Raw genomic sequence first — 22199 nt, 5'->3', positions numbered from 1 at the left:
CCTGGGAGACCGGATGGCGGCGGAAGGCGAGCGGAGCCGGGTGGAGCACTCGGTCGTCGGCCGGGACCTGATCCAGTTCGGAGATGTCCCCGGTGGCGTCACCCTGATCACCGGCCCGGAGGCGCCCGTCCGCGTGCCCGCGCAGGAGCAGACCGGCCCCGCCCCGACCACACCCTCGGCCCTGGTGTGTGTCCGCGTCAGGGATGCCGACCCGATCAGGCTCGGCGTCCACCGCCCTATCCGGGTCACGGGCGCCGAGCCCACGGCCCTGCCCGCCTACGTGCCCCGTGACCTGGACACTCGGGACGGCGACGGAGTGCGCCCGATGGTTGGAGCGGCCGCACGGGACGGCGGATTCGTTCTCCTGGTGGGTGGCTCGTCGGTCGGCAAGACCCGGTCGCTCCACGAGGCGATCCGCGCCCTGCTGCCCGACTGGTGGCTGCTGCATCCCGCCGATGCCGGCGTGATCGGCCCCGTCATGGATCAGCTGACCGGCCCGCTGGTGATCTGGCTCGATGAACTTCAGCACCACGTGTCCGGCCGGCACCAACTGACGGCGGCGACCGTCCGCGCCCTGCTGGCCCGACCGGAGCCCGTGGTGCTCGTGGGCACGCTCTGGCCGCACTACTACGACGCCTGGACCGCGACGCCCTCCTCCGCGACGGACGACGATCGCAACCGTGCCGAGCGCGAACTGCTCAAGCTCGCGGAGACCGTGCACGTCAGCGCAGTCCTGAGCCCCGCCGAGCGGGGACGCGCGGTCGCTCTCGCCGAGTCGGACGGCCGGCTGCGCGTGGCTCTGGAGTCACAGGACTTCGGGCTGACCCAGGTCATCGCCGGGGCTCCGCAACTCGTCCATCGGTGGGAGAACGCCGACCCCTATGCCCGTGCCCTGATGACCGCGGCCGTGGACGCGACCTTGATGGGGGTCCAGTCACCCGTCCCCGAGGCTCTGCTGCGATCCGCCGCGCCGGGCTACTGCACCCCCGCCCAACGGGCCGGCGCCCCGGACGGCTGGTTCGAGGAGGCGCTCGGCTACGCGACCGGACCGCTGCTCGGCGCCACCTCGGCTCTCGTCCCCGTCAGCCACGGCCCCATGATGGGACGCCCCGACGGCTACCGGGTGGCCGACTACGTGCTGCACCACACCGGCCGGGCCCAACGTGCCGTACCGCCGCCGGAGAGCTTCTGGCGGGCGTGTGCCGAGCACCTCACCGACCGCGCGGATGTCGTGAGGACCGGAGCGGCCGCCGCTGCCCGGCAACGCCTCGCTGCCGCCGTTCCCTTGCTGCGCAAGGCGGTCGAGGCAGGCTCCGCGTCCGCCATGCGCGAGCTCGGTGAGCTTTACCGCGGGTCGGGGGATGCGGCCGGTGCCCAGGAGATGGCCGACCGGCTGACGGCGTCCAGTGCCCCGGACGCCGCTCTGTACCGGACGATTCTGGCGGGCTGGGACTTCGAGGAACTGCTCGACTTGGCGGAAGCCGGCAATGAGTACGCGATCGGCCATCTCATCGAGTACGGGGATCCTCAGCTGGCGATCTCACTGCTGCTCGACGGTCTCGACCCGGACGACCTGTGGTCCTGGTACCGACTGGCACAGCTGTTCCACGACGAGGACGAGAACGAACAGGCCATCTCCATCTTGGAGATGCTCCACGAACGGGAGCACCCCGACGCCCTCCTGTTCCTCGCCGAGCTGCACAAGGAGGAGGGCAATCTCGAGCGGCTGTACGAACTGACGGAGGAGGGGTACTTCGACGCGGCCTGCTGTCTCGCCGACCTCCTCCACGAGAAGGGCCGGACGGACGAGGGCATCGAGATGCTCTGGGACTTCGTGGACCAGGGCAACGGCGAAGTCGACTTCATGCTGGCCCATCTGCTTGCGAAGATCGGCGACATCGACACCCTGCTGGAGCGGGCGGCGGAAGGACACGCTGATGCGGCGCAGGAGGCGGCTCGGCTCCTGCGGGACCGAGGCGAGACCGAGCAGGCGGTGGAGGTGCTCACCTCGCACGCCGACGAGGGTTCCTACCTGGGCGGGGACCTGGCCGAACTGCTGCGTGTGACAGGCCGCGTGGCGGACCTGCGGGCGCGCGCGGCATCCGGTGACATCTACGCGGTGGGCGAGCTGACCAGACTGGCCATCGAGGAAGGCGATCTCGACGAAGCCGTCCGGCTGCACGCCCTCGGAGGCCGTACCGCCGGCATGTTCGACACCACGAGCGCACTCGTGAACGCCCTCGTGGCGCTCGGCGACACCGACCGGGCGGTGGCCCTCATCACCGGACCCGGCGGGGACTCGCCGCCCTACCAGCGGCGCGACCTGCTCAAGAAACTCGGCCGGACCGAGGAACTGCGCGCGCTCATCGACCAGGGTGATCACCACGCCGTACGGGACCTCGTCGAGGTGCTCCGGGCCCAGGGCCGAGCGGCCGAGGCCGAGGCCCTGCTGACCCGTGGTCTCACCGCCGACGGCCGGGTACTGCCGACCGGCCCGGCGGACTGACGGTACGGCCGCGCTACGCTGCGGACGCATGTCCCAGCGTTCAGGGGCCGGAACAGAAGGAGAGTCGTGCCCGAGTTGCCCGAGGTCGAAGTCGTGCGGCGTGGTCTGGAGCGGTGGGTCGCCCACCGGACCGTCGCCGATGCCGAGGTGCTGCATCCGCGCGCGGTGCGTCGCCACCTCGCCGGCGCCGACGACTTCGCGCACCGGCTCAAGGGCCACCGCATCGGCGTCCCGAGCCGCCGCGGCAAATACCTGTGGCTGCCCCTGGAGGACACGGACCAGTCGATCCTGGCCCACCTCGGCATGAGCGGCCAGCTGCTGGTGCAGCCGTACACGGCGTCGGACGAGAAGCACTTGCGCATCCGCGTCCGCTTCACCGACGCCCTGGGCACCGAACTCCGCTTCGTCGACCAGCGCACCTTCGGCGGACTGTCCCTCCACGAGAACACCCCGGACGGCCTGCCCGACGTCATCGCGCACATCGCCCGGGACCCGCTCGACCCGCTCTTCGACGACGAGGCCTTCCACCAGGCGCTGCGCCGCAAGCGGTCCACGATCAAGCGGGCGCTGCTGGACCAGTCGCTGATCAGCGGCGTCGGCAACATCTACGCGGACGAGGCCCTGTGGCGCGCCCGCATCCACTACGAGCGTCCCACGGCGACCTTCACGCGCCCGCGCACCCTGATGCTCCTGGGCCATGTCCGGGACGTGATGAACGCGGCCCTCGCCGTGGGCGGCACCAGCTTCGACAGCCTCTACGTCAACGTCAACGGCGAGTCGGGCTACTTCGACCGGTCCCTGGACGCGTACGGCCGTGAGGGCCTGCCCTGCCGGCGCTGCGGCACACCGATGCGCCGCCGGGCCTGGATGAACCGGTCGAGCTACTTCTGCCCGACGTGTCAGCGGGCGCCGCGTGTCTCGTCGTAGCGCTCGCGGGCGGCGAGCACGTCGTCCATCCGGCCCTCCACGAAGTGGATGAGGCTCAGCAGCCGCTCGGCGATCCCGCGCCCCAGCGGCGTCAGTTCGTAGTCCACGCGGGGCGGATTGGTCGGCTGTGCCTCGCGGTGCACCAGTCCGTCGCGCTCCAGTGCGTGCAGTGTCTGGGAGAGCATCTTCTCGCTGACGCCGTCGACGCGGCGGCGCAGCTCGTTGAAGCGCAGCGAGCCCTCGTACAGGGCGCCCAGCGTGAGTCCGCCCCAGCGGCCCGTGACGTGCTCCAGCGTGCCGCGCGAGGGACAGGCCTTGGCGAACACGTTGTACGGGAGGTCGTCCAGCCCCTCCGCACGCTCCTGGGTGGTGGTCATATGCCCAGCCTACGCCAGCGCAGCGCTAACCGACAGGTTGCACTAACCAAAAGTTAGTGCTTTCCTTTGGTCGTTGTTTCCGGCCTGCCTATTTCAGGAGTACGTACGTGACCACCCCTGTTGTCTCCCTCGCCTACCACTCCGGCTACGGCCACACCGCCGTCATCGCCGAGGCCGTCCGGGCCGGTGCCGTCGCGGCTGGTGCCGAGGTGCACCTGATCAAGGTCGACGAGATCACCGAGGAGCAGTGGGCGATCCTCGACCGCTCGGACGCCATCGTGTTCGGATCGCCGACCTACATGGGCACCGCGTCCGGTGCCTTCCACGTCTTCGCGGAGGCCACCTCGAAGCGCTGGGCCACCCAGGCGTGGAAGGACAAGCTGGCCGCCGGCTTCACCAACTCCGCCTCCAAGAGCGGCGACAAGCTGCACACCCTGCAGTACTTCCAGATCCTCGCCGCGCAGCTCGGCATGCACTGGGTCAACCTCGGCCTGCTCCCGGGCTGGAACAGCAGCACCGGCTCCGAGCACGACCTGAACCGCCTCGGCGTCTTCACCGGCGCCGCCGCCCAGACCAACGCCGACGAGGGCCCCGACGCCGTCCACAAGGCCGACATCGCCACGGCCGAGCAGCTGGGCCGCCGCGTGACGGAGACGGCCAGGGTCTTCCTCAGGGGCCTGGCCGCCGCCTGAGCCCCGTGCCGGGCCTCAGTAACCGAAGTTCTGGGTCCACCAGGGGCCGCCGGACCCGAACTCGACACCGACGCCCAGCGTCTTGAAGTCGCAGTTCAGGATGTTGGCGCGGTGGCCGGGGCTGTTCATCCAGGCGTCCATCACGGCCGCGGCGTCGGCCTGGCCACGGGCGATGTTCTCGCCGCCGAGGTTGGATATTCCGGCCTTCTCGGCCCGGTCCCACGGCGTCCGGCCGTCCGGGTCGGTGTGGTCGAAGAAGCCCCGGGCGGCCATGTCCTCGCTGTAGTTCTGGGCCAGCTCGGCCAGCGCGCTGTTCGCGGCGAGCGGGCTGCAGCCCACCTTGGCCCGCTCCTCGTTCACCAGCGCCAGGACCTGCGCCGCTGCGGCGGACTCCCCGGAGAGCGCGGCGGAGGCGCTCGGCTTCCGCGGCGCCTTGGTGGCCGTGCGGGACGGCGTGTTGTCCGGCTTCTCGCTGGGGGTGGCCGCCGGCTGCTTCTTCTCCGGGGTCTTCTCCTGCGTCTTGTCCGGCTTCTGGGGCGTCTTCGTCGGCGCGGCGGAGGACTTCGACGCGGACGGCGACGGGGAGGCCGAGCGCTCGGTGCCCCGGCTGGTGGCCGCGCCGTCCCGGCTGTCGGCGCTGCCGGAGGTGCCGCCCTGCTCGATCGGGGTGTTCGTCGGCGTGTTCCCGGCCTGCACCTTGTCGGCGCCGCCGTCACCGCCGAGCTTGTAGTTCTCGAGGCCGGGCACCGCGCCCGTGGCGACCGCGACCGTGCCGAGGGCGACCGCGGCGGACACGCCGAGCAGTCCCGTGCGCATGGGGCGCGCGGCCTTCTTCCGGCGGCGGTGCGCGCCGGCGCGGCGGGTGCCGCCGTCGGGCGTGAACCCGTCGCTCGCGAAGACGGCCGTGTCCTCGTGGCGGTCACCCGCCGCGGACCCCTCCGCCCCGAACAGGTAGGCCTCGCTCCTCGCGTAGCTCTCGGCGTACGCCTCCGGGTTCAGGTAGGGCGCGATGCCCATCGTCGGAGCGTCTCCCGCGGTGGAGTGCAGCGGGTCGTGGCCCTCCGCGGTGCCGTCGGTCCGCGTGATCCCCGTGGCGGCGCGGCCGGCGGCGGAGCGTCGGTGGCGTCCCATGTCCTGGCCTTCCTCGTCCTGGCGGTCGACTCGTCCTCGAGATCAACACCAAACTCACTCGATCGTGTGAGTTTCATATGAGATTCGTTGAGGGGGGACGGTACCGCATGGCGCAAGTGGAGGAAGTGCCTGGAGGGAGATCGGGGCGGTTAGGTTGCAGTCATGAGCGAGGATGTGCGACTGGTCGCCTGGGTGCGGGGACGCGTCCAAGGTGTGGGTTTCCGCTGGTTCACGCGGGCCAAGGCCCTGGAGATCGGCGGCCTGAGTGGTTTTGCTCTCAATTTGGGCGACGGACGGGTCCAAGTGGTCGCGGAGGGCGCGCGAGAGGGCTGTGAAGGTCTGCTGGAGTGGCTCCAGAGTGACGACACGCCCGGCCGCGTGGACGGCGTCACCGAGATCTGGGACACACCTCGCGGCGGCTACGAGGGCTTCGCCATCCGCTGACCCCCGGTCGCCCGGCGGCCCCGGAGGCCGCCCACGGGCAGGGCGAGGGCAGGGGTCCCGAACGGAAACTTGCTGGTGATTGCCAGAACCGCTTGCCTTGGCAGGCTCCGCACGCAAGGATGATCGCCACGCCCCGAGGGCCCCGCAGAAGCCGCCGCACCGCCGTTCCCGGCCGTGTGTGCCCGGGTTGCCCGCCAATACGGGGCGTGATCGTGTTGACCGTCAAACTTTTTGGTGAGACGCTGAAAGCACCCCGCGCACCTTAGCTGTTTGGCATGGCTGAACGGCAGTACAACTTCAGGCCTGCCAGGCAGGGCGGGTGCGAATCCCTCACGACCCACACCGCATCGGTCGGTCACTCATTGTGGAGGACCATCCATCATGGCAAAGGCGCTTCTCGGTTACGTCGGCGGCTCCGACCCTCGACTCCTCGCCGAGATGCGACGGCTCCAGCAGCGCGTCCAGGACCTGGAATCCGAGCTCGTACGGATCCAGGCCGAGAACGAAGCGCTGACGGCTGCCGCTTCTCACGACAGGATCATGGAGAGCGTTGACGCACACCAGGCGGAGCCTGCGCTCACCTGATCACTGCATCGCTCCACAACAGCACAGCAGTGGTCGGGCCGCCCGTCACAACCGCTGAGTTGTCAGAAGTGCAAGGGACGCCCCTCGGCGTCCCTTCTTTCTTTCCCCCGCGCATCCTTTCACCGTCTTTAACGTCTGGTGTGCCCTGCGCGTTCAGCGGCGAAACCGTGGGTTCATGGAGTGAGACGAACCCGGGCGGTAGAGTCCGGCGGCGTGCACCTCAAGGCCCTGACCCTCCGCGGGTTCAAGTCGTTCGCCTCGGCCACCACGCTCCGGTTCGAGCCGGGGATCACGTGCGTCGTCGGACCGAACGGCTCGGGCAAGTCCAACGTCGTCGACGCGCTCAGCTGGGTCATGGGCGAGCAGGGCGCCAAGTCGCTGCGCGGCGGCAAGATGGAGGACGTCATCTTCGCCGGCACCACGGGCCGCCCGCCCCTGGGCCGCGCCGAGGTGTCCCTGACCATCGACAACTCCGACGGGGCCCTGCCCATCGAGTACGCCGAGGTCACCATCACGCGGATCATGTTCCGCAACGGCGGCAGCGAGTACCAGATCAACGGCGACACCTGCCGCCTCCTCGACATCCAGGAGCTCCTCTCCGACTCCGGCATCGGCCGCGAGATGCACGTCATCGTCGGGCAGGGCCAGCTCGACTCCGTGCTGCACGCCGATCCCATGGGCCGCCGTGCCTTCATCGAGGAGGCCGCCGGCGTCCTCAAGCACCGCAAGCGCAAGGAGAAGGCGCTGCGCAAGCTGGACGCGATGCAGGCCAACCTCGCGCGCGTGCAGGACCTCACCGACGAGCTGCGGCGCCAGCTCAAGCCCCTCGGCCGCCAGGCCGCCGTCGCGCGCAGGGCCGCCGTCATCCAGGCCGACCTGCGGGACGCCCGTCTGCGCCTGCTGGCCGACGACCTCGTCCGGCTCCGGGAGGCCCTCAAGGCGGAGGTCGCCGACGAGGCCGCGCTGAAGGAGCGCAAGGAGGCCGCCGAGCAGGAACTGCGCAGGGCGCTCCAGCGCGAGGCCCTCCTGGAGGACGAGGTGCGGCAGCTCACGCCGCGCCTGCAGCGGGCCCAGCAGACCTGGTACGAGCTCTCCCAGCTCGCCGAGCGGGTGCGCGGCACGATCTCGCTGGCCGACGCCCGGGTGAAGAGCGCCACCTCCGCGCCCCCCGAGGAGCGGCGCGGCCGTGATCCCGAGGACCTGGAGCGCGAGGCCGCCCGCGTCCGGGAACAGGAGGCCGAGCTGGAGGCGGCCCTGGAAGCCGCCGAACGCGCCCTGGAGGACACGGTCGCCCACCGCGCCGAGCTGGAGCGCGAACTGGCCCAGGAGGAACGGCGCCTGAAGGACGCCGCCCGTGCCATCGCCGACCGGCGCGAGGGCCTGGCCCGGCTCAGCGGCCAGGTCAACGCGGCCCGCTCCCGCGCCGCCTCCGCCCAGGCCGAGATCGAGCGCCTGGCCGCCGCCCGTGACGAGGCGCAGGAACGTGCCGTCACCGCCCAGGAGGAGTACGAGGCACTCAAGGCGGAGGTCGACGGCCTCGACGCCGGCGACGCCGAACTCGCCGAGCAGCACGAGGCCGCGAAACAGCGGCTCACCGATGCCGAGGCGGCCCTCACGGCCGCCCGGGAGGCCGCCACCGCGGCGGAACGCAGGCGCGCCGCCACCCAGGCCCGGCACGAGGCCCTGGCGCTCGGGCTGCGCCGCAAGGACGGCACCGGGATACTGCTCGCGGCGAAGGACCGCCTCTCCGGCCTGCTCGGCCCGGCGGCGGAACTCCTGACGGTGACCCCGGGCCACGAGGTCGCCCTGGCCGCCGCGTTCGGGGTGGCGGCGGACGCCATCGCGGTCACGTCCCCGGCATCCGCGGCCGACGCGATTCGACTCCTCCGCAAACAGGACGGTGGCAGGGCCACCCTGCTCCTGGCAGGAGATGACGCCTTCAGGGGCGCGGGGCCGCATCAGACGTGCGGCTGCCGCCGCGTGGGCGCGACCAGCCACAACGACGCCGCAGACGCCCGCCACACCTACGCCGCAGACCTGGTCCGCGGCCCCGCCGACCTCATGCCCGCCGTACGCCGCCTCCTGCACGGCATCGTCGTCGTGAACACCCTGGAGGACGCCGAAGGCCTCGTCTACGCCCACCCCGGCCTCACGGCCGTCACGGCCGAGGGCGACCTCCTCGGCGCCCACTTCGCCCACGGTGGCTCCGCGGGCGCCCCCAGCCTCCTCGAAGTACAGGCCTCCGTGGACGAGGCCGCCGCCGAGCTGGAGGAGCTGGCCGTCCGCTGCGAGGAGCTGTCCGAGGCCCAGCACGAGGCCGTCGAGCGGCGCAAGGAGTGCGCCGCGCTGGTCGAGGAGCTGGGGGAGCGGCGCCGGGCCGCCGACCGGGAGAAGTCGGCCGTCGCCCAGCAGCTCGGCCGGCTCGCCGGGCAGGCGCGCGGTGCGGCGGGAGAGGCCGAGCGGTCCACCGCCGCCGCGGCCCGCGCCCAGGAGGCTCTCGACAAGGCGCTCCGGGAGGTCGAGGAACTCGCCGAGCGGCTCGCCGTCGCCGAGGAGATGCCGATCGAGGAGGAGCCCGACACCGCCGTGCGGGACCGGCTCGCCGCCGACGGTGCCAACGCCCGCCAGACCGAGATGGAGGCCCGGCTCCAGGTCCGTACGCACGAGGAGCGGGTCAAGGGTCTGGCCGGACGGGCCGACTCCCTGGACCGGGCCGCCCGCGCGGAACGCGAGGCACGCGCGCGTGCCGAGCAGCGGCGGGCCCGGCTGCGGCACGAGGCGGCCGTGGCGGAAGCCGTCGCCTCCGGTGCCCGGCAGCTGCTCGCGCACGTCGAGGTGTCCGTCGCCCGGGCCGACGAGGAGCGCACCGCCGCCGAGGCGGCCAAGGCCCGGCGCGAGCAGGAACTCGCCCGCGCCCGCACCGAGGGGCGCGACCTCAAGGCCGAACTCGACAAGCTGACGGATTCGGTCCACCGCGGCGAGGTACTCGGCGCCGAGAAGCGGCTGCGGATCGAGCAGCTGGAGACCAAGGCGCTGGAGGAGCTGGGTGTGGAACCGGCCGGGCTCGTCGCGGAGTACGGACCGCACCAGCTCGTGCCGCCCTCGCCCCCCGCCGAGGGGGAGGAGCTGCCGGAGGACCCCGAGCACCCGCGCAACCGCCCGAGGCCGTTCGTCCGGGCCGAGCAGGAGAAGCGCCTGAAGGCCGCCGAGCGCGCCTACCAGCAGCTGGGCAAGGTGAACCCGCTCGCGCTGGAGGAGTTCGCGGCGCTGGAGGAGCGCCACCAGTTCCTCAGCGAGCAGCTGGAGGACCTCAAGAAGACCCGCGCCGACCTGCTCCAGGTCGTCAAGGAGGTCGACGAGCGCGTCGAGCAGGTCTTCACCGAGGCCTACCGCGACACCGCACGGGAGTTCGAGGGCGTCTTCAGCCGGCTCTTCCCCGGTGGTGAGGGACGGCTGGTGCTGACCGACCCCGACAACATGCTCACCACGGGCGTGGACGTCGAGGCCCGTCCGCCGGGCAAGAAGGTCAAGCGGCTCTCGCTGCTCTCCGGCGGAGAGCGGTCGCTGACCGCCGTGGCGATGCTCGTGTCGATCTTCAAGGCGCGGCCCAGCCCGTTCTACGTCATGGACGAGGTCGAGGCCGCCTTGGACGACACCAACCTCCAGCGGCTCATCCGGATCATGCAGGAGCTGCAGGAGGCCTCGCAGCTGATCGTGATCACCCACCAGAAGCGCACCATGGAGGTCGCCGACGCGCTGTACGGCGTCTCCATGCAGGGCGACGGTGTGTCGAAGGTCATCTCGCAGCGCCTCCGCTAGATGGGTGTGGTCTACACCGGTCTCACCTGCGACGCTCGATGACTTCAATTCTTGAACACATCACTGACACACTCCTGCCTCAGATTCACAGGAGCCGACCTATTGACTTCGAAACTTGAAGGCATAGTCTCGGCAACGTTCCTTTTACCTTCAGGTACCTTCAGGTGGCACCTCGAAGGGCTGACCCCCTCCGGCAGCGTTGCCGGTGGCCCGAGGAGTACACGTGACCAGCACAGCGCAGGCACCCCAGTCAGGAGCCAGGACGGCTCACCCCGAGCATCTCGGGCACGTCATCTTCATCGCGGCGGCGGCCGCGATGGGCGGTTTCCTCTTCGGTTACGACAGTTCCGTGATCAACGGCGCCGTCGAGGCCATCCGCGACCGCTACGACGTCGGCTCCGCGGCCCTCGCCCAGGTCATCGCCATCGCCCTCATCGGCTGCGCCATCGGCGCCGCGACCGCCGGCCGCATAGCCGACCGCATCGGGCGCATCCGGTGCATGCAGATCGCCGCGATCCTCTTCACCGTCAGCGCCGTCGGCTCCGCACTGCCCTTCGCGCTGTACGACCTCGCCTTCTGGCGCGTCGTCGGCGGCTTCGCCATCGGCATGGCCTCCGTGATCGGCCCGGCCTACATCGCCGAGGTCGCCCCGCCCGCCTACCGCGGCCGGCTCGGCTCCTTCCAGCAGGCCGCGATCGTCATCGGCATCGCCGTGTCGCAGCTGGTCAACTGGGGTCTGCTGAACGCCGCCGACGGCGACCAGCGCGGCAAGCTGATGGGCCTGGAGGCCTGGCAGGTCATGCTCGGCGTCATGGTCGTCCCGGCCATCCTCTACGGGCTGCTCTCCTTCGCCATCCCCGAGTCCCCGCGCTTCCTCATCTCCGTCGGCAAGCACGAGCGCGCCCGCGAGATCCTCACCGAGGTCGAGGGCAAGGACGTCGACCTGGACGCCCGTGTCGCCGAGATCGAGGGCGCCATGAAGAGCGAGCACCGCTCGAGCTTCAAGGACCTGCTCGGCGGCAGCTTCTTCTTCAAGCCGATCGTCTGGATCGGCATCGGTCTGTCGGTCTTCCAGCAGTTCGTCGGCATCAACGTCGCGTTCTACTACTCCTCGACGCTGTGGCAGTCGGTCGGCGTCGACCCGACGGACTCGTTCTTCTACTCCTTCACCACGTCGATCATCAACATCGTCGGCACCGTCATCGCGATGATCTTCGTCGACCGCATCGGCCGCCGGCCGCTCGCGATCATCGGCTCGGTCGGCATGGTCGTCGGCCTGGCACTGGAGGCCTGGGCGTTCTCCCACCACCTGGTCGACGGCAAGCTGCCGGCCACGCAGGGCTGGATCGCCCTGATCGCCGCGCATGTCTTCGTCCTCTTCTTCGCCCTGTCCTGGGGTGTGGTCGTCTGGGTCATGCTCGGCGAGATGTTCCCCAACCGCATCCGCGCCGCCGCCCTGGGTGTGGCCGCCGCCGCGCAGTGGATCGCCAACTGGGCCATCACCGCGAGCTTCCCGTCGCTCGCCGACTGGAACCTCTCCGTGACGTACGTGATCTACACGGCGTTCGCCGCGCTCTCGATCCCGTTCGTCCTGAAGTTCGTCAAGGAGACCAAGGGCAAGGCCCTGGAGGAGATGGGCTGAGCCCGTCCCGTGCGCTCGGGGAGGAGGGCCAAAGTCCCCGCTGCCCCTCTCCCCGTAACCCGCCGCCGCCCCGGTTCGGCCACTGCCCGAGCCGGGGCGGCGGTCCGTCGTCTCACCACACGATGACGCCGCCCTCGATCATCCGGGCGCGCAGGGCGGCCACCTCCAGGTTCCGCAGCCGTCTCACCAGCCCGCGCCGGTGTTCCTCGAACTCCCGCGGGCCCCGGGTGGCCTCGGCGATCGCGTCGAGCCGGTCGCGCAGCAGGGTCACCTCGCGCAGGAACGCCGCGACGTCGTCGACCTCGACCTCCAGATCGTCGCCGGCCGGCACCGGGAGGAAGCGGGCACCCGCCGCACGGACCGCCTCCGACCCCCACACCACGGTCCGCCAGGACTCGAAACCGGCCGAGTCGTCGCGCCCCTCGGGGGCGTCGACGATCCGCAGCCGTCCGTCCGGCTCGCGCAGGAACACGTCGACCGACAAGCTCATGGCCACAGTGGAGCACCGGCCGGGCGCGGCGGGCCACCGGTTATGCGCCGGGCCTCAGCCCTCCAGGCCCGGCAGCACCCGCTCGCAGAACAGTTGCAGTCCGCGCCACCCCTCCTCCACCGGCATCCCGCCCGCCAGCGGATGCAGCACGTAGGAGTCGAGGCCCAGCCCCGCGCACTGCTCCGGCGTGACGATCCGGTACACGCCCTCCCCGCGCAGCTCCTCGACGGTCGTCGCGGCCGACTTCACCGCCGAGCGCACCCCGCCCGACTGCCAGGCGGCGTACGTCCGGGCCTCGTGCAGGAAATGCCGGCCGTACTCCGCCCAGGCCCGGTCTGGATCCTCGGCCACGTGCAGCAGCGGCGTCTCGGCGGCGGGCATCATGACCCAGCCCTCGGTGCCGTACTCGACGAGCCGCTCCTTGTAGTACGCCTCCAGATCCGGCAGATGCGCGCTGGGAAAGAAGGGCAGGCCGAGCCGGGCGGCCCGGCGGGCGGCGGCCCTGGAGGAGCCGCCGACCAGGAGCAGCGGGTGCGGGTCGGTGAACGGACGCGGGGTGATCCGGACCGTGCGGCCCCGGAAGGAGAACGGCTCGCCCGTCCAGGCCCGCAGCAGCGTCTCCAGCAGCTCGTCCTGGAGCTTCCCGCGCCGGGCGAAGTCCACGCCGAACTGCTCGTACTCCTCGGGCCGGTACCCGATGCCGGCGACCGTCACCAGCCGGCCGCCGCTCAGCAGGTCCAGTACCGCGATCTCCTCGGCCAGGCGCAGCGGGTCGTGCAGGGGGCCGATGATCGCCGAGACGGTGACCGCGACGCGCCGGGTCGCGCCGAAGACGGCTCCCGCGAAGGCGAACGGCGACGGCAGCCAGTTGTTGTCGGCCCCGTGGTGCTCCTCCGTCTGCACGGTGGTGATGCCCCGGTCGTCGGCGTACGCGGCCATCTCCAGGGCCGCCCGGTACCGGGCGCCGAGCTCGGCGGGGGAGGCCCCGGGGGCGACGAGGTTGAAGCGTGCGACCGTGACGGGCATGGCGGCGTCTCCCTTCACCGGGCGGGTGTCCGGGGGACGTTAGCTGACGGGGCGTCAGACATCCAGGGGTGTGGAGATCCGGCGGCCCTCGGCCCTTCGGGGCGGTGCGAGCAGGGTGACCCGGGGCCCCATGACTGATACTGGACGCGTTATGGACATCGTCATCCTTGCTGTAGTCATCGCCGTGGTCGTGCTCGGCGCGCTCGGCGGGCTCGTCGTCGGCAGCCGGCGCAAGAAGCAGCTGCCCCCGCCCCCGCCCGCAGCGCCCGACATCACCGCCCCACCGGCCGAGCCGCACGTCGGCGACGAGGCCGAGACGCCGCGGGAGGAACCGCGGCGCACGATAGAGGAGGTGGATCTTCCGGACGGCTCGGCTCCGGTCGTCGTCGAGGAGCCCCCCGCCGAAGCTCCCGAGATCGAGATCCCGGAGCCCACCGCCGGCCGCCTGGTCCGGCTGCGGGCCCGGCTCTCCCGCTCGCAGAACGCCCTCGGCAAGGGCCTGCTGACCCTGCTGTCCCGCGAGCACCTCGACGAGGACACCTGGGAGGAGATCGAGGACACGCTGCTCACGGCCGACGTCGGTGTGCAGCCCACCCAGGAGCTGGTCGAGCGGCTGCGCGAGCGCGTGAAGGTGCTCGGCACCCGCACCCCCGAGGAACTGCGCACCCTGCTGCGCGAGGAGCTCGTCACGCTGGTCGGCCGCGACATGGACCGTGCGGTCAAGACCGAGCCGGAGGACCGCAAGCCCGGCATCGTGATGGTCGTCGGCGTCAACGGCACCGGCAAGACCACCACCACCGGCAAGCTCGCCCGCGTCCTGGTCGCCGACGGCCAGAGCGTCGTCCTCGGCGCCGCCGACACCTTCCGGGCCGCCGCCGCCGACCAGCTCCAGACCTGGGGCGAGCGCGTCGGCGCCTACACCGTGCGCGGGCCGGAGGGCGGCGACCCCGCCTCCGTCGCCTTCGACGCGGTCAAGGAGGGCAAGGAGATGGGTGCGAACGTCGTGCTCATCGACACCGCCGGCCGCCTGCACACCAAGACCGGCCTCATGGACGAGCTCGGCAAGGTCAAGCGGGTCGTGGAGAAGCAGGCCCCGGTCGACGAGGTGCTGCTCGTGCTCGACGCCACCACCGGCCAGAACGGCCTGGTCCAGGCCCGGGTCTTCGCCGAGGTCGTCGACATCACCGGCATCGTCCTCACCAAGCTCGACGGCACCGCCAAGGGCGGCATCGTGGTCGCGGTCCAGCGTGAGCTGGGCGTGCCGGTCAAGCTGGTCGGGCTCGGCGAGGGCGCGGACGACCTCGCGCCGTTCGAGCCGGAGGCGTTCGTTGACGCCCTTATCGGGGAGTGAGCCCGGCACCCGCCGAGGCAGGACCTCCGAAGAACCGCATCCGCGCGCGAGAAGCGCCCGCCCCCGAGGTGCAGTCGGGGACGGGCGCTTCGCTCTTGTGTCCTTGCCGCGCCTACGCCCGTGACCGGTGTGCCACGTACGCCAGCGTGCCCAGCACCAGGCGGGCCTCCGGCGGGCGGGACGCGGAGTCCAGGGCGGGGGAGCGCAGCCAGCGGACCGGGCCGAGGCCCCCGCGGTCCGAGGGCGGTGCCGTGATGTGCGCGCCGGGGCCGAGGCCGCGCAGGTCGAGGGCGTCCGGGTCGTCCCAGCCCATGCGGTAGAGCAGCCCGGGCAGGTCGGCGGCCGCTCCGGGGGCGACGAAGAAGTGGGCGCGGCCGTCCGGGGTCGCCGCGACCGGGCCGACGGGCAGGCCCATGCGCTCCAGCCGGGCGAGGGCGCGGCAGCCGGCGGGTTCGGCCACCTCGATGACGTCGAAGGCCCGGCCGACCGGGAGCATCACCGAGGCGCCGGGGAACTCGCTCCAGGCCTCGGTCACCTCGTCCAGCGTCGCCCCGGCCGGGATCACCGGCGCGAAGCCGAGCGGATGCGCGCCCGGCGCCGGGCAGTCACGGCGGCCGCAGGAGCAGGCGCCCGCCGACGCCCGGGCGCCCGGCACCACGTCCCAGCCCCACAGCCCGGTGTACTCCGCCACGGCGGTGCCGTCCGACGTGCGGCTGCGGCGGCGCGAGCCGGTCCGGATGTCGCGCATGCCCCGGCTGATGCCGATCGTGAAGCCCATACCCCCTCCAACGGGTCCGACGCACCCTTGGTTACGCAGCGGACGCAGCGCGTGACTCTCCGTTTCCGCCTTCCCGTTGGCGGTCGGTTCACTCGGCGCCCCGAAGTGTCCGGGGTGGTGTGCCCTGCGACGCGCGCCCCCGAGTGCATCGCTGCACCCGCTCCTGGGTGTCCTGTGTCAAGTGAATCGCGCGCAGGCGTACGTGAGTTCATTCGATGGGGTGGCGAATGGTGGCGTTTCCGTGTGAGCCGTGGCTGGACGGGTGATCGTAGGATTACTTTGTGTGCACGAGTCCTGGGGGCACATGCACTCGTGGGTATGCCGGAGGCAAGTCGGCTTTCCGTTCGAAGGGTGACAAGGACCGGACGGACGGCCGTACGAACCGGCATGCTGATAGGGCTTGGCGCACTCGGCGACAAGTGGTCTCAGGGATGGGGGCGTTCCAGTGAGCGGCAACGGCGGAAGCGGGACGAACGCTGCACACGCGACGCACGCTGACAAGCGCCCGAACGAGCTGCTCACCTCCTGGTTCGTGCGCAGCGGCTGGTCCAAGGGCGAGCTCGCCCGCCAGGTCAACCGCAGGGCACGGCAGTTGGGCGCCAACCACATCTCCACCGACACCTCACGCGTGCGCCGCTGGCTCGACGGCGAGAACCCCCGCGAGCCGATCCCCAGGATCCTCTCCGAGCTGTTCTCGGAGCGCTTCGGCGTCGTCGTCTCCGTCGAGGACCTGGGGCTGCGCACGGCGCGTCAGTCACCCTCCGCGACCGGCGTCGACCTGCCCTGGACGGGCCCGCAGACCGTGGCCCTGCTCAGCGAGTTCTCGCGCAGCGACCTGATGCTGGCGCGGCGCGGCTTCCTCGGGAGCTCGCTGGTCCTGTCTGCGGGCCCGGCCCTCATCGAGCCGATGCAGCGCTGGCTCGTCCCCTCGCCCCCGGCGCCGCGGTCCGAGCCCGACCTCGCGGCCGGTGCCGGGCGGGCCCGCGGCCGGCTCTCCAAGCCGGAGCTGGACCTGCTGGAGTCCACGACGGTGATGTTCCGGCAGTGGGACGCCCAGTGCGGCGGCGGCCTGCGTCGCAAGGCGGTCGTCGGCCAGCTGCACGAGGTGACCGACCTGCTCCAGGAGCCCCAGCCCGAGGCCACCACCCGGCGCCTGTTCAAGGTCGCCGCCGAGCTCGCCGAGCTGGCCGGCTGGATGTCGTACGACATCGGGCTGCAGCCGACCGCGCAGAAGTACTTCGTCCTCGCGCTGCACGCGGCCAAGGAGGCCGGTGACCGGCCGCTGGGCTCGTACGTCCTGTCCAGCATGAGCCGCCAGATGATCCACCTCGGCCGGCCCGACGACGCGCTGGAGCTGATCCACCTCGCGCAGTACGGCAGCCGGGACTGCGCGAGCCCGCGCACCCAGTCGATGCTGTATGCGATGGAGGCCCGCGCCTACGCCAACATGGGCCAGCCCGGCAAGTGCAAGCGGGCCGTGCGGATGGCCGAGGACACCTTCGCCGAGGCCGACGAGTGGGACGAGCCGGACCCCGACTGGATCCGCTTCTTCTCCGAGGCCGAGCTGTACGGCGAGAACTCGCACTCGTACCGCGACCTGGCCTACGTGGCCGGCCGCAGCCCCACCTACGCCTCGCTGGCCGAGCCCCTGATGCAGCGGGCCGTGGAGCTCTTCGCCGAGGACGGCGAGCACCAGCGGTCGTATGCGCTGAACCTGATCGGCATGGCCACCGTGCACCTCCTGCAGCGCGAGCCCGAGCGGAGCACGGTCTTCGCCGCCGAGGCCATGCAGGTGGCCAAGAAGGTGCGCTCCGAGCGCGTCAACACCCGTATCCGAAAGACGGTCGACACCGCCGCGCGCGACTTCGGCGACCTCGGTGAGGTCGTCGACCTCACCGAGCGGCTCGCCGCCGAGCTGCCCGAGACCGCCGAGGCGGTCTGAGCACGCCCGGCCCCTGAACCCCGGCCGCGGCCGGCCCTCCCGAACTGCCCGACTCGGCTCCCCCATGCCAGGTCATCGGAAGGCCGACCGCGGCCGGCCCATGCGTCCAGGGCCGCCCGGACCGGAAGGTTGCGCCACGATAACGATCGGCGCTTCCGCAATCCGGCAGTTCATCGATGCGTAACACAGCAGGCGCCTTCGTCACGGCCGCGAAACAACGAGGGGCTTCCACCGAAACCGCGCTGCGCCAATCTCGTGGCGCATAACCGGCCCACCCCTCATTCCGCTCGAGGCTTCGCCCGCACGGGGCCGTACCAACGACGAGGAGACGCCGATGGCACCAGCCATCACCCTTGCCGCAGAAGCACCCAAGCTGTCTGCCGCCAACACAGGGTTCATGCTCATCTGTTCCGCCCTGGTGATGCTCATGACCCCGGGCCTGGCCTTCTTCTACGGAGGCATGGTCCGCGTCAAGAGCACCCTGAACATGCTGATGATGAGCTTCATCAGCCTCGGGATCGTCACCATCCTGTGGGTGCTGTACGGCTTCTCGATGGCGTTCGGCACCGACTCCGGCAGCCTCATCGGCTGGAACTCCGACTGGGTCGGCCTCGGCAACATCGGCCTGACCGAGCTGTGGGACGGCTACACCATCCCCGTGTTCGTGTTCCTGGTCTTCCAGCTGATGTTCGCGATCATCACGCCCGCCCTGATCAGCGGTGCCCTCGCGGACCGCGTGAAGTTCAGCGCCTGGGCGCTGTTCATCGCCCTGTGGGCCACGGTCGTCTACTTCCCGGTCGCGCACTGGGTCTGGGGCTCCGGCGGCTGGGCCTTCGAGCTGGGCGTCATCGACTTCGCCGGTGGTACGGCGGTCCACATCAACGCCGGTGCCGCCGCGCTCGGCGTGATCCTGGTCATCGGCAAGCGCGTCGGCTTCAAGAAGGACCCGATGCGCCCGCACAGCCTCCCGCTGGTCATGCTCGGCGCCGGTCTGCTGTGGTTCGGCTGGTTCGGCTTCAACGCCGGCTCCTGGCTCGGCAACGACGACGGCGTCGGCGCGCTGATGTTCGTCAACACGCAGGTCGCCACCGCCGCCGCCATGCTGGCCTGGCTCGCCTACGAGAAGATCCGCCACGGCGCGTTCACCACGCTGGGCGCCGCCTCCGGCGCGGTCGCCGGTCTGGTCGCCATCACCCCGGCCGGTGGCGCGGTCACCCCGCTCGGCGCGATCGCCGTCGGCGTCATCGCCGGTGTGCTGTGCGCCATGGCCGTCGGCCTGAAGTACAAGTTCGGCTACGACGACTCGCTCGACGTCGTCGGCGTCCACCTGGTCGGCGGTGTCGTCGGCTCCCTGCTCATCGGCTTCTTCGCCAGCGGCAAGGGCCAGTCCGAGGTCGAGGGCCTCTTCTACGGCGGCGGCCTCACCCAGTTCTGGAAGCAGTGCGCCGGTGTCTTCGCGGTGCTCGCCTACTCCCTGATCGTCTCCGCGATCCTCGCCTTCATCCTCGACAAGACCATCGGCATGCGGGTCACCGAGGACGACGAGGTCGCCGGCATCGACCAGGCCGAGCACGCCGAGACCGCATACGACTTCAGCGGCGCCGGTGGCGGTGCCGCCAAGACCGCCGTCGCGGCCGCAGCGGTCGGCGCCGAGAGCAAGAAGGTGGACGCATGAAGCTCATCACCGCCGTCGTCAAGCCGCACCGGCTCGACGAGATCAAGGAGGCCCTGCAGGCCTTCGGAGTGCACGGCCTGACGGTCACCGAGGCCAGCGGCTACGGTCGTCAGCGGGGCCACACCGAGGTCTACCGCGGTGCCGAGTACACCGTCGACCTGGTCCCCAAGATCCGCATCGAGGTCCTGGTCGAGGACGACGACGCCGAGCAGCTGATCGACGTCGTGGTCAAGGCGGCCCGTACCGGCAAGATCGGTGACGGCAAGGTCTGGTCCATCCCGGTCGAGACGGCCGTACGGGTCCGGACCGGCGAGCGCGGCCCCGACGCGCTCTGAGGCAGGCAAACAGAACAGGAGTCGCTGGGTGACGGGTACGGACGTGCAGAAGGAAGCAGAGGACTCGGGACCCAGCGGCTACGCGGCGGCCCGGCTGCGTCTCCTCACCGAGGAGGCGCGGTCCGGGCCGCCGCGCCGTGCGGCCCTGGCCGAACTGACCGACGACTGGCTCTCCGGCCTGTTCACCGCGGGCGCCGAGGGCCTGCGCGGGGCCTCCCTGGTCGCCGTCGGCGGCTACGGCCGCGGTGAACTGTCCCCCCGCAGCGACCTCGACCTGCTCCTGCTGCACGACGGCAGCGACACCAAGGCGGTCGCCGCCCTCGCCGACCGGCTCTGGTACCCGGTGTGGGACCTGGGCCTGGACCTCGACCACTCCGTCCGCACGCCCGCCGAGGCCCGCAGGACGGCCGGCGAGGACCTCAAGGTGCAGCTCGGCCTGCTGGACGCCCGGCACATCGCCGGCGACCTCGGTCTGACGGCGGGACTGCGCACGGCCGTCCTGGCCGACTGGCGCAACCAGGCGCCCAAGCGCCTGCCCGAACTCCAGGAACTGTGTGCCGAACGCGCCGAGCGGCAGGGCGAGCTGCAGTACCTGCTGGAGCCCGACCTGAAGGAGGCCCGCGGCGGGCTGCGCGACGCCACCGCCCTGCGCGCCGTCGCCGCCTCCTGGCTCGCCGACGCCCCGCGCGAGGGCCTCGCCGACGCCCGGCGCCGCCTCCTCGACGTCCGGGACGCGCTGCACCTGGCCACCGGGCGGGCCACCGACCGGCTCGCCCTCCAGGAGCAGGACCAGGTCGCCGCCGAACTCGGCCTGCTCGACGCGGACACACTGCTGCGGCAGGTCTACGAGGCGGCCCGGGTCGTCTCGTACGCCAGTGACGTCACCTGGCGCGAAGTCGGGCGCGTGCTGCGGTCCCGAGCCGTGCGGCCCCGGCTGCGCGCCATGCTGGGCGGCGGGAAACCGGCCCCGGAGCGCTCGCCCCTGGCGGAGGGCGTGGTCGAGCAGGACGGCGAGGTCGTGCTCGCCCGTGCCGCGCGCCCGGAGCGCGATCCCGTCCTGCCCCTGCGCGCCGCCGCGGCCGCCGCGCAGGCCGGGCTCCCGCTCTCCCTGCACGCCGTGCGGCGCCTGGCGGCCACCGTGCGCCCAGTCCCCACGCCCTGGCCCGCCGAGGCCCGGGAACAGCTCGTCACCCTTCTCGGCTCCGGCCGCCCGACCATCGAGGTCTGGGAGGCGCTGGAGGCCGAGGGGCTGATCACCCGGCTGCTGCCCGACTGGGAGCGGGTCCGCTGCCGCCCCCAGCGCAACGCCGTGCACCTGTGGACCGTCGACCGGCACCTCATCGAGACCGCCGTGCGCGCCTCCGAGTTCACGCGCCGGGTCAGCCGGCCCGACCTGCTGCTGGTCGCCGCGCTGCTGCACGACATCGGCAAGGGCTGGCCCGGCGACCACTCGGTGGCCGGCGAGATCATCGCCAAGGACGTCGCCGCGCGCATCGGCTTCGACCGCCACGACGTGAGCGTCATCGCCGCCCTCGTACGCCACCACCTGCTGCTGATCGAGACGGCCACCCGGCGTGACCTGGAGGACCCGGCCACCGTGCGTTCGGTCGCCGAGGCCGTCGGCTCGCAGGGCACCCTGGAACTGCTGCACGCGCTCACCGAGGCCGACGCCCTGGCCACCGGCCCGGCCGCCTGGTCGTCCTGGCGGGGTTCCCTCGTGGCGGACCTGGTCAAGCGGGTCTCGGCGGTGCTCGCCGGGGACGCCCCGGACGACCCCGAGGACGCCGCGCCGACCGCCGAGCAGGAGCGGCTCGCCATCGAGGCCGTCGCGACCCGCAGCCCGGTCCTCGCCCTGCGGGCCCAGACCGAGCAGCCCGCCGGGCAGGAACCGTCCGGCGACCCCGAGCCGCTCGGAGTGGAGCTGCTCATCGCCGTGCCCGACCAGCCGGGCGTGCTGCCCGCGGTGGCCGGGGTCCTCGCCATGCACCGGCTCACCGTGCGGACCGCCGAGCTGCGCTCCCTGACCCTCCCGGACGGCGTCGACGGCTCCGTCCTGCTGCTGGACTGGCGGGTCGCCGCCGAGTACGGCTCCCTGCCGCAGGCCGCCCGCCTCCGCGCCGACCTGGTGCGGGCCCTGGACGGCTCCCTGGACATCGCCGGGCGTCTCGCCGAGCGGGACGCGGCCTATCCGCGCCGCCGGGGCGTCGTCGCGCCGCCGCCGAGGGTGTCGGTCCACCCGGCCGCCTCCCGGCTGGCCACGGTCATCGAGGTCCGCTCCCAGGACGCCCCCGGCCTGCTGTTCCGCATCGGCCGTGCCCTGGAGGACGCGAGCGTGCGGGTGCGCAGCGCGCACGTCTCGACCCTCGGCGCCAACGCCGTCGACGCCTTCTACGTGACCGGCCCGGAGGGCGCGCCGCTGCCCGGCGACGAGGCCGCGGCGGTGGCGCGGAAGCTGGAGGAGACACTGCGTGGGTGAGGC

The 22199-nt window shown here is 71.9% G+C and carries 17 protein-coding genes; 12 read left to right on the top strand and 5 right to left on the bottom strand.

Annotated elements, in window-relative coordinates; genetic code table 11:
- The first annotated feature begins 13 nt into the window (after positions 1–13).
- Positions 14–2506 carry a tetratricopeptide repeat protein gene (locus ABZ948_RS05465; RefSeq protein WP_359757486.1) on the top strand — a complete coding sequence of 831 codons (2493 nt, stop codon included), beginning with the start codon at positions 14–16 and terminating at the stop codon, positions 2504–2506.
- A 66-nt stretch (positions 2507–2572) separates the two neighbouring features.
- Positions 2573–3433, top strand: coding sequence for a bifunctional DNA-formamidopyrimidine glycosylase/DNA-(apurinic or apyrimidinic site) lyase (gene mutM / locus ABZ948_RS05460; protein WP_359757484.1), 861 nt, complete (start codon positions 2573–2575; stop codon positions 3431–3433).
- On the opposite strand, the gene ABZ948_RS05455 is transcribed toward mutM, so the two are convergent.
- Entirely contained in the window at positions 3406–3810 is a 405-nt protein-coding gene (locus ABZ948_RS05455; protein WP_359757483.1) for a winged helix-turn-helix transcriptional regulator, read from the bottom strand. The genes mutM and ABZ948_RS05455 overlap by 28 nt on opposite strands.
- A 107-nt stretch (positions 3811–3917) precedes the next feature.
- Here ABZ948_RS05455 and ABZ948_RS05450 point away from each other — a divergent pair, with 107 nt between their 5' ends.
- Complete coding sequence (locus ABZ948_RS05450) at positions 3918–4502, top strand: flavodoxin family protein (protein WP_031120944.1); 585 nt, start codon at positions 3918–3920, stop codon at positions 4500–4502.
- A 15-nt stretch (positions 4503–4517) separates the two neighbouring features.
- On the opposite strand, the gene ABZ948_RS05445 is transcribed toward ABZ948_RS05450, so the two are convergent.
- Positions 4518–5633, bottom strand: a complete 1116-nt coding sequence (locus ABZ948_RS05445; RefSeq protein ID WP_359757481.1) for a CAP domain-containing protein — start codon at positions 5631–5633, stop codon at positions 4518–4520.
- A 162-nt stretch (positions 5634–5795) separates the two neighbouring features.
- Between ABZ948_RS05445 and ABZ948_RS05440 the strand changes: the two genes are divergently transcribed.
- From ABZ948_RS05440 to ABZ948_RS05425, 4 genes are all read left to right on the top strand, one after another.
- The gene (locus tag ABZ948_RS05440; protein ID WP_010044525.1) at positions 5796–6077 is read left to right on the top strand and encodes an acylphosphatase; all 282 of its coding nucleotides are present in this window, start codon (positions 5796–5798) and stop codon (positions 6075–6077) included.
- Between the two features lie 381 nt (positions 6078–6458).
- Entirely contained in the window at positions 6459–6662 is a 204-nt protein-coding gene (locus ABZ948_RS05435; RefSeq protein ID WP_003993245.1) for a hypothetical protein, read from the top strand.
- 213 nt (positions 6663–6875) lie between these two features.
- On the top strand, positions 6876–10481 hold the full coding sequence (gene smc / locus ABZ948_RS05430; protein WP_359757479.1) for a chromosome segregation protein SMC: 3606 nt from the start codon (positions 6876–6878) through the stop codon (positions 10479–10481).
- 223 nt (positions 10482–10704) lie between these two features.
- Complete coding sequence (locus ABZ948_RS05425) at positions 10705–12123, top strand: sugar porter family MFS transporter (protein WP_359757477.1); 1419 nt, start codon at positions 10705–10707, stop codon at positions 12121–12123.
- Between the two features lie 112 nt (positions 12124–12235).
- Here the strand turns inward: ABZ948_RS05425 and ABZ948_RS05420 are convergent, their stop codons facing one another.
- Together ABZ948_RS05420 and ABZ948_RS05415 are read right to left on the bottom strand one after the other, a co-directional pair.
- On the bottom strand, positions 12236–12613 hold the full coding sequence (locus tag ABZ948_RS05420; protein WP_359757475.1) for a hypothetical protein: 378 nt from the start codon (positions 12611–12613) through the stop codon (positions 12236–12238).
- 54 nt (positions 12614–12667) lie between these two features.
- Positions 12668–13639 (bottom strand): LLM class flavin-dependent oxidoreductase, encoded by a 972-nt coding sequence (locus ABZ948_RS05415; protein ID WP_359757474.1) that lies wholly within the window; start codon positions 13637–13639, stop codon positions 12668–12670.
- A 151-nt stretch (positions 13640–13790) separates the two neighbouring features.
- On the opposite strand from ABZ948_RS05415, the gene ftsY reads away from it, so the two are divergent.
- The gene (ftsY, locus tag ABZ948_RS05410) at positions 13791–14990 is read left to right on the top strand and encodes a signal recognition particle-docking protein FtsY (protein WP_359757473.1); all 1200 of its coding nucleotides are present in this window, start codon (positions 13791–13793) and stop codon (positions 14988–14990) included.
- 112 nt (positions 14991–15102) lie between these two features.
- Here the strand turns inward: ftsY and ABZ948_RS05405 are convergent, their stop codons facing one another.
- On the bottom strand, positions 15103–15768 hold the full coding sequence (locus ABZ948_RS05405; RefSeq protein WP_359757472.1) for a bifunctional DNA primase/polymerase: 666 nt from the start codon (positions 15766–15768) through the stop codon (positions 15103–15105).
- 445 nt (positions 15769–16213) lie between these two features.
- On the opposite strand from ABZ948_RS05405, the gene nsdA reads away from it, so the two are divergent.
- The 4 genes from nsdA to ABZ948_RS05385 all read left to right on the top strand — a co-directional run bounded on the left by nsdA (position 16214) and on the right by ABZ948_RS05385 (position 22196).
- Positions 16214–17710, top strand: coding sequence for a transcriptional repressor NsdA (gene nsdA, locus ABZ948_RS05400; protein ID WP_359757471.1), 1497 nt, complete (start codon positions 16214–16216; stop codon positions 17708–17710).
- Positions 17711–18044: 334 nt separating this feature from the next.
- Complete coding sequence (locus ABZ948_RS05395; protein WP_359757469.1) at positions 18045–19385, top strand: ammonium transporter; 1341 nt, start codon at positions 18045–18047, stop codon at positions 19383–19385.
- Complete coding sequence (locus tag ABZ948_RS05390; RefSeq protein WP_030231663.1) at positions 19382–19720, top strand: P-II family nitrogen regulator; 339 nt, start codon at positions 19382–19384, stop codon at positions 19718–19720. Before ABZ948_RS05395 ends, ABZ948_RS05390 begins: the two co-directional genes overlap by 4 nt.
- 28 nt (positions 19721–19748) lie before the next feature.
- A complete protein-coding gene (locus tag ABZ948_RS05385; protein WP_359757467.1) occupies positions 19749–22196 on the top strand; it encodes a [protein-PII] uridylyltransferase in 2448 nt (815 codons plus the stop codon).
- Positions 22197–22199 lie beyond the last annotated feature (3 nt).

Origin of the sequence: Streptomyces olindensis, from assembly GCF_040645895.1 — a bacterium.
Lineage (GTDB): Bacteria > Actinomycetota > Actinomycetes > Streptomycetales > Streptomycetaceae > Streptomyces > Streptomyces olindensis.
This window is presented reverse-complemented; position numbering and strand designations above follow the sequence as displayed.

What these genes read in the sequence shown, in the direction of transcription:
- ABZ948_RS05415 (WP_359757474.1), bottom strand. Translation starts at nt 13,639, where the DNA reads ATGCCCGTCACGGTCGCACGCTTCAACCTCGTCGCCCCCGGGGCCTCC.
- ABZ948_RS05405 (WP_359757472.1), bottom strand. Translation starts at nt 15,768, where the DNA reads ATGGGCTTCACGATCGGCATCAGCCGGGGCATGCGCGACATCCGGACC.
- ABZ948_RS05455 (WP_359757483.1), bottom strand. Translation starts at nt 3,810, where the DNA reads ATGACCACCACCCAGGAGCGTGCGGAGGGGCTGGACGACCTCCCGTAC.
- ABZ948_RS05390 (WP_030231663.1), top strand. Translation starts at nt 19,382, where the DNA reads ATGAAGCTCATCACCGCCGTCGTCAAGCCGCACCGGCTCGACGAGATC.
- ABZ948_RS05395 (WP_359757469.1), top strand. Translation starts at nt 18,045, where the DNA reads ATGGCACCAGCCATCACCCTTGCCGCAGAAGCACCCAAGCTGTCTGCC.
- ABZ948_RS05465 (WP_359757486.1), top strand. Translation starts at nt 14, where the DNA reads ATGGCGGCGGAAGGCGAGCGGAGCCGGGTGGAGCACTCGGTCGTCGGC.
- ABZ948_RS05420 (WP_359757475.1), bottom strand. Translation starts at nt 12,613, where the DNA reads ATGAGCTTGTCGGTCGACGTGTTCCTGCGCGAGCCGGACGGACGGCTG.
- ABZ948_RS05440 (WP_010044525.1), top strand. Translation starts at nt 5,796, where the DNA reads ATGAGCGAGGATGTGCGACTGGTCGCCTGGGTGCGGGGACGCGTCCAA.
- ABZ948_RS05445 (WP_359757481.1), bottom strand. Translation starts at nt 5,633, where the DNA reads ATGGGACGCCACCGACGCTCCGCCGCCGGCCGCGCCGCCACGGGGATC.
- ftsY (WP_359757473.1), top strand. Translation starts at nt 13,791, where the DNA reads ATGGACATCGTCATCCTTGCTGTAGTCATCGCCGTGGTCGTGCTCGGC.
- ABZ948_RS05435 (WP_003993245.1), top strand. Translation starts at nt 6,459, where the DNA reads ATGGCAAAGGCGCTTCTCGGTTACGTCGGCGGCTCCGACCCTCGACTC.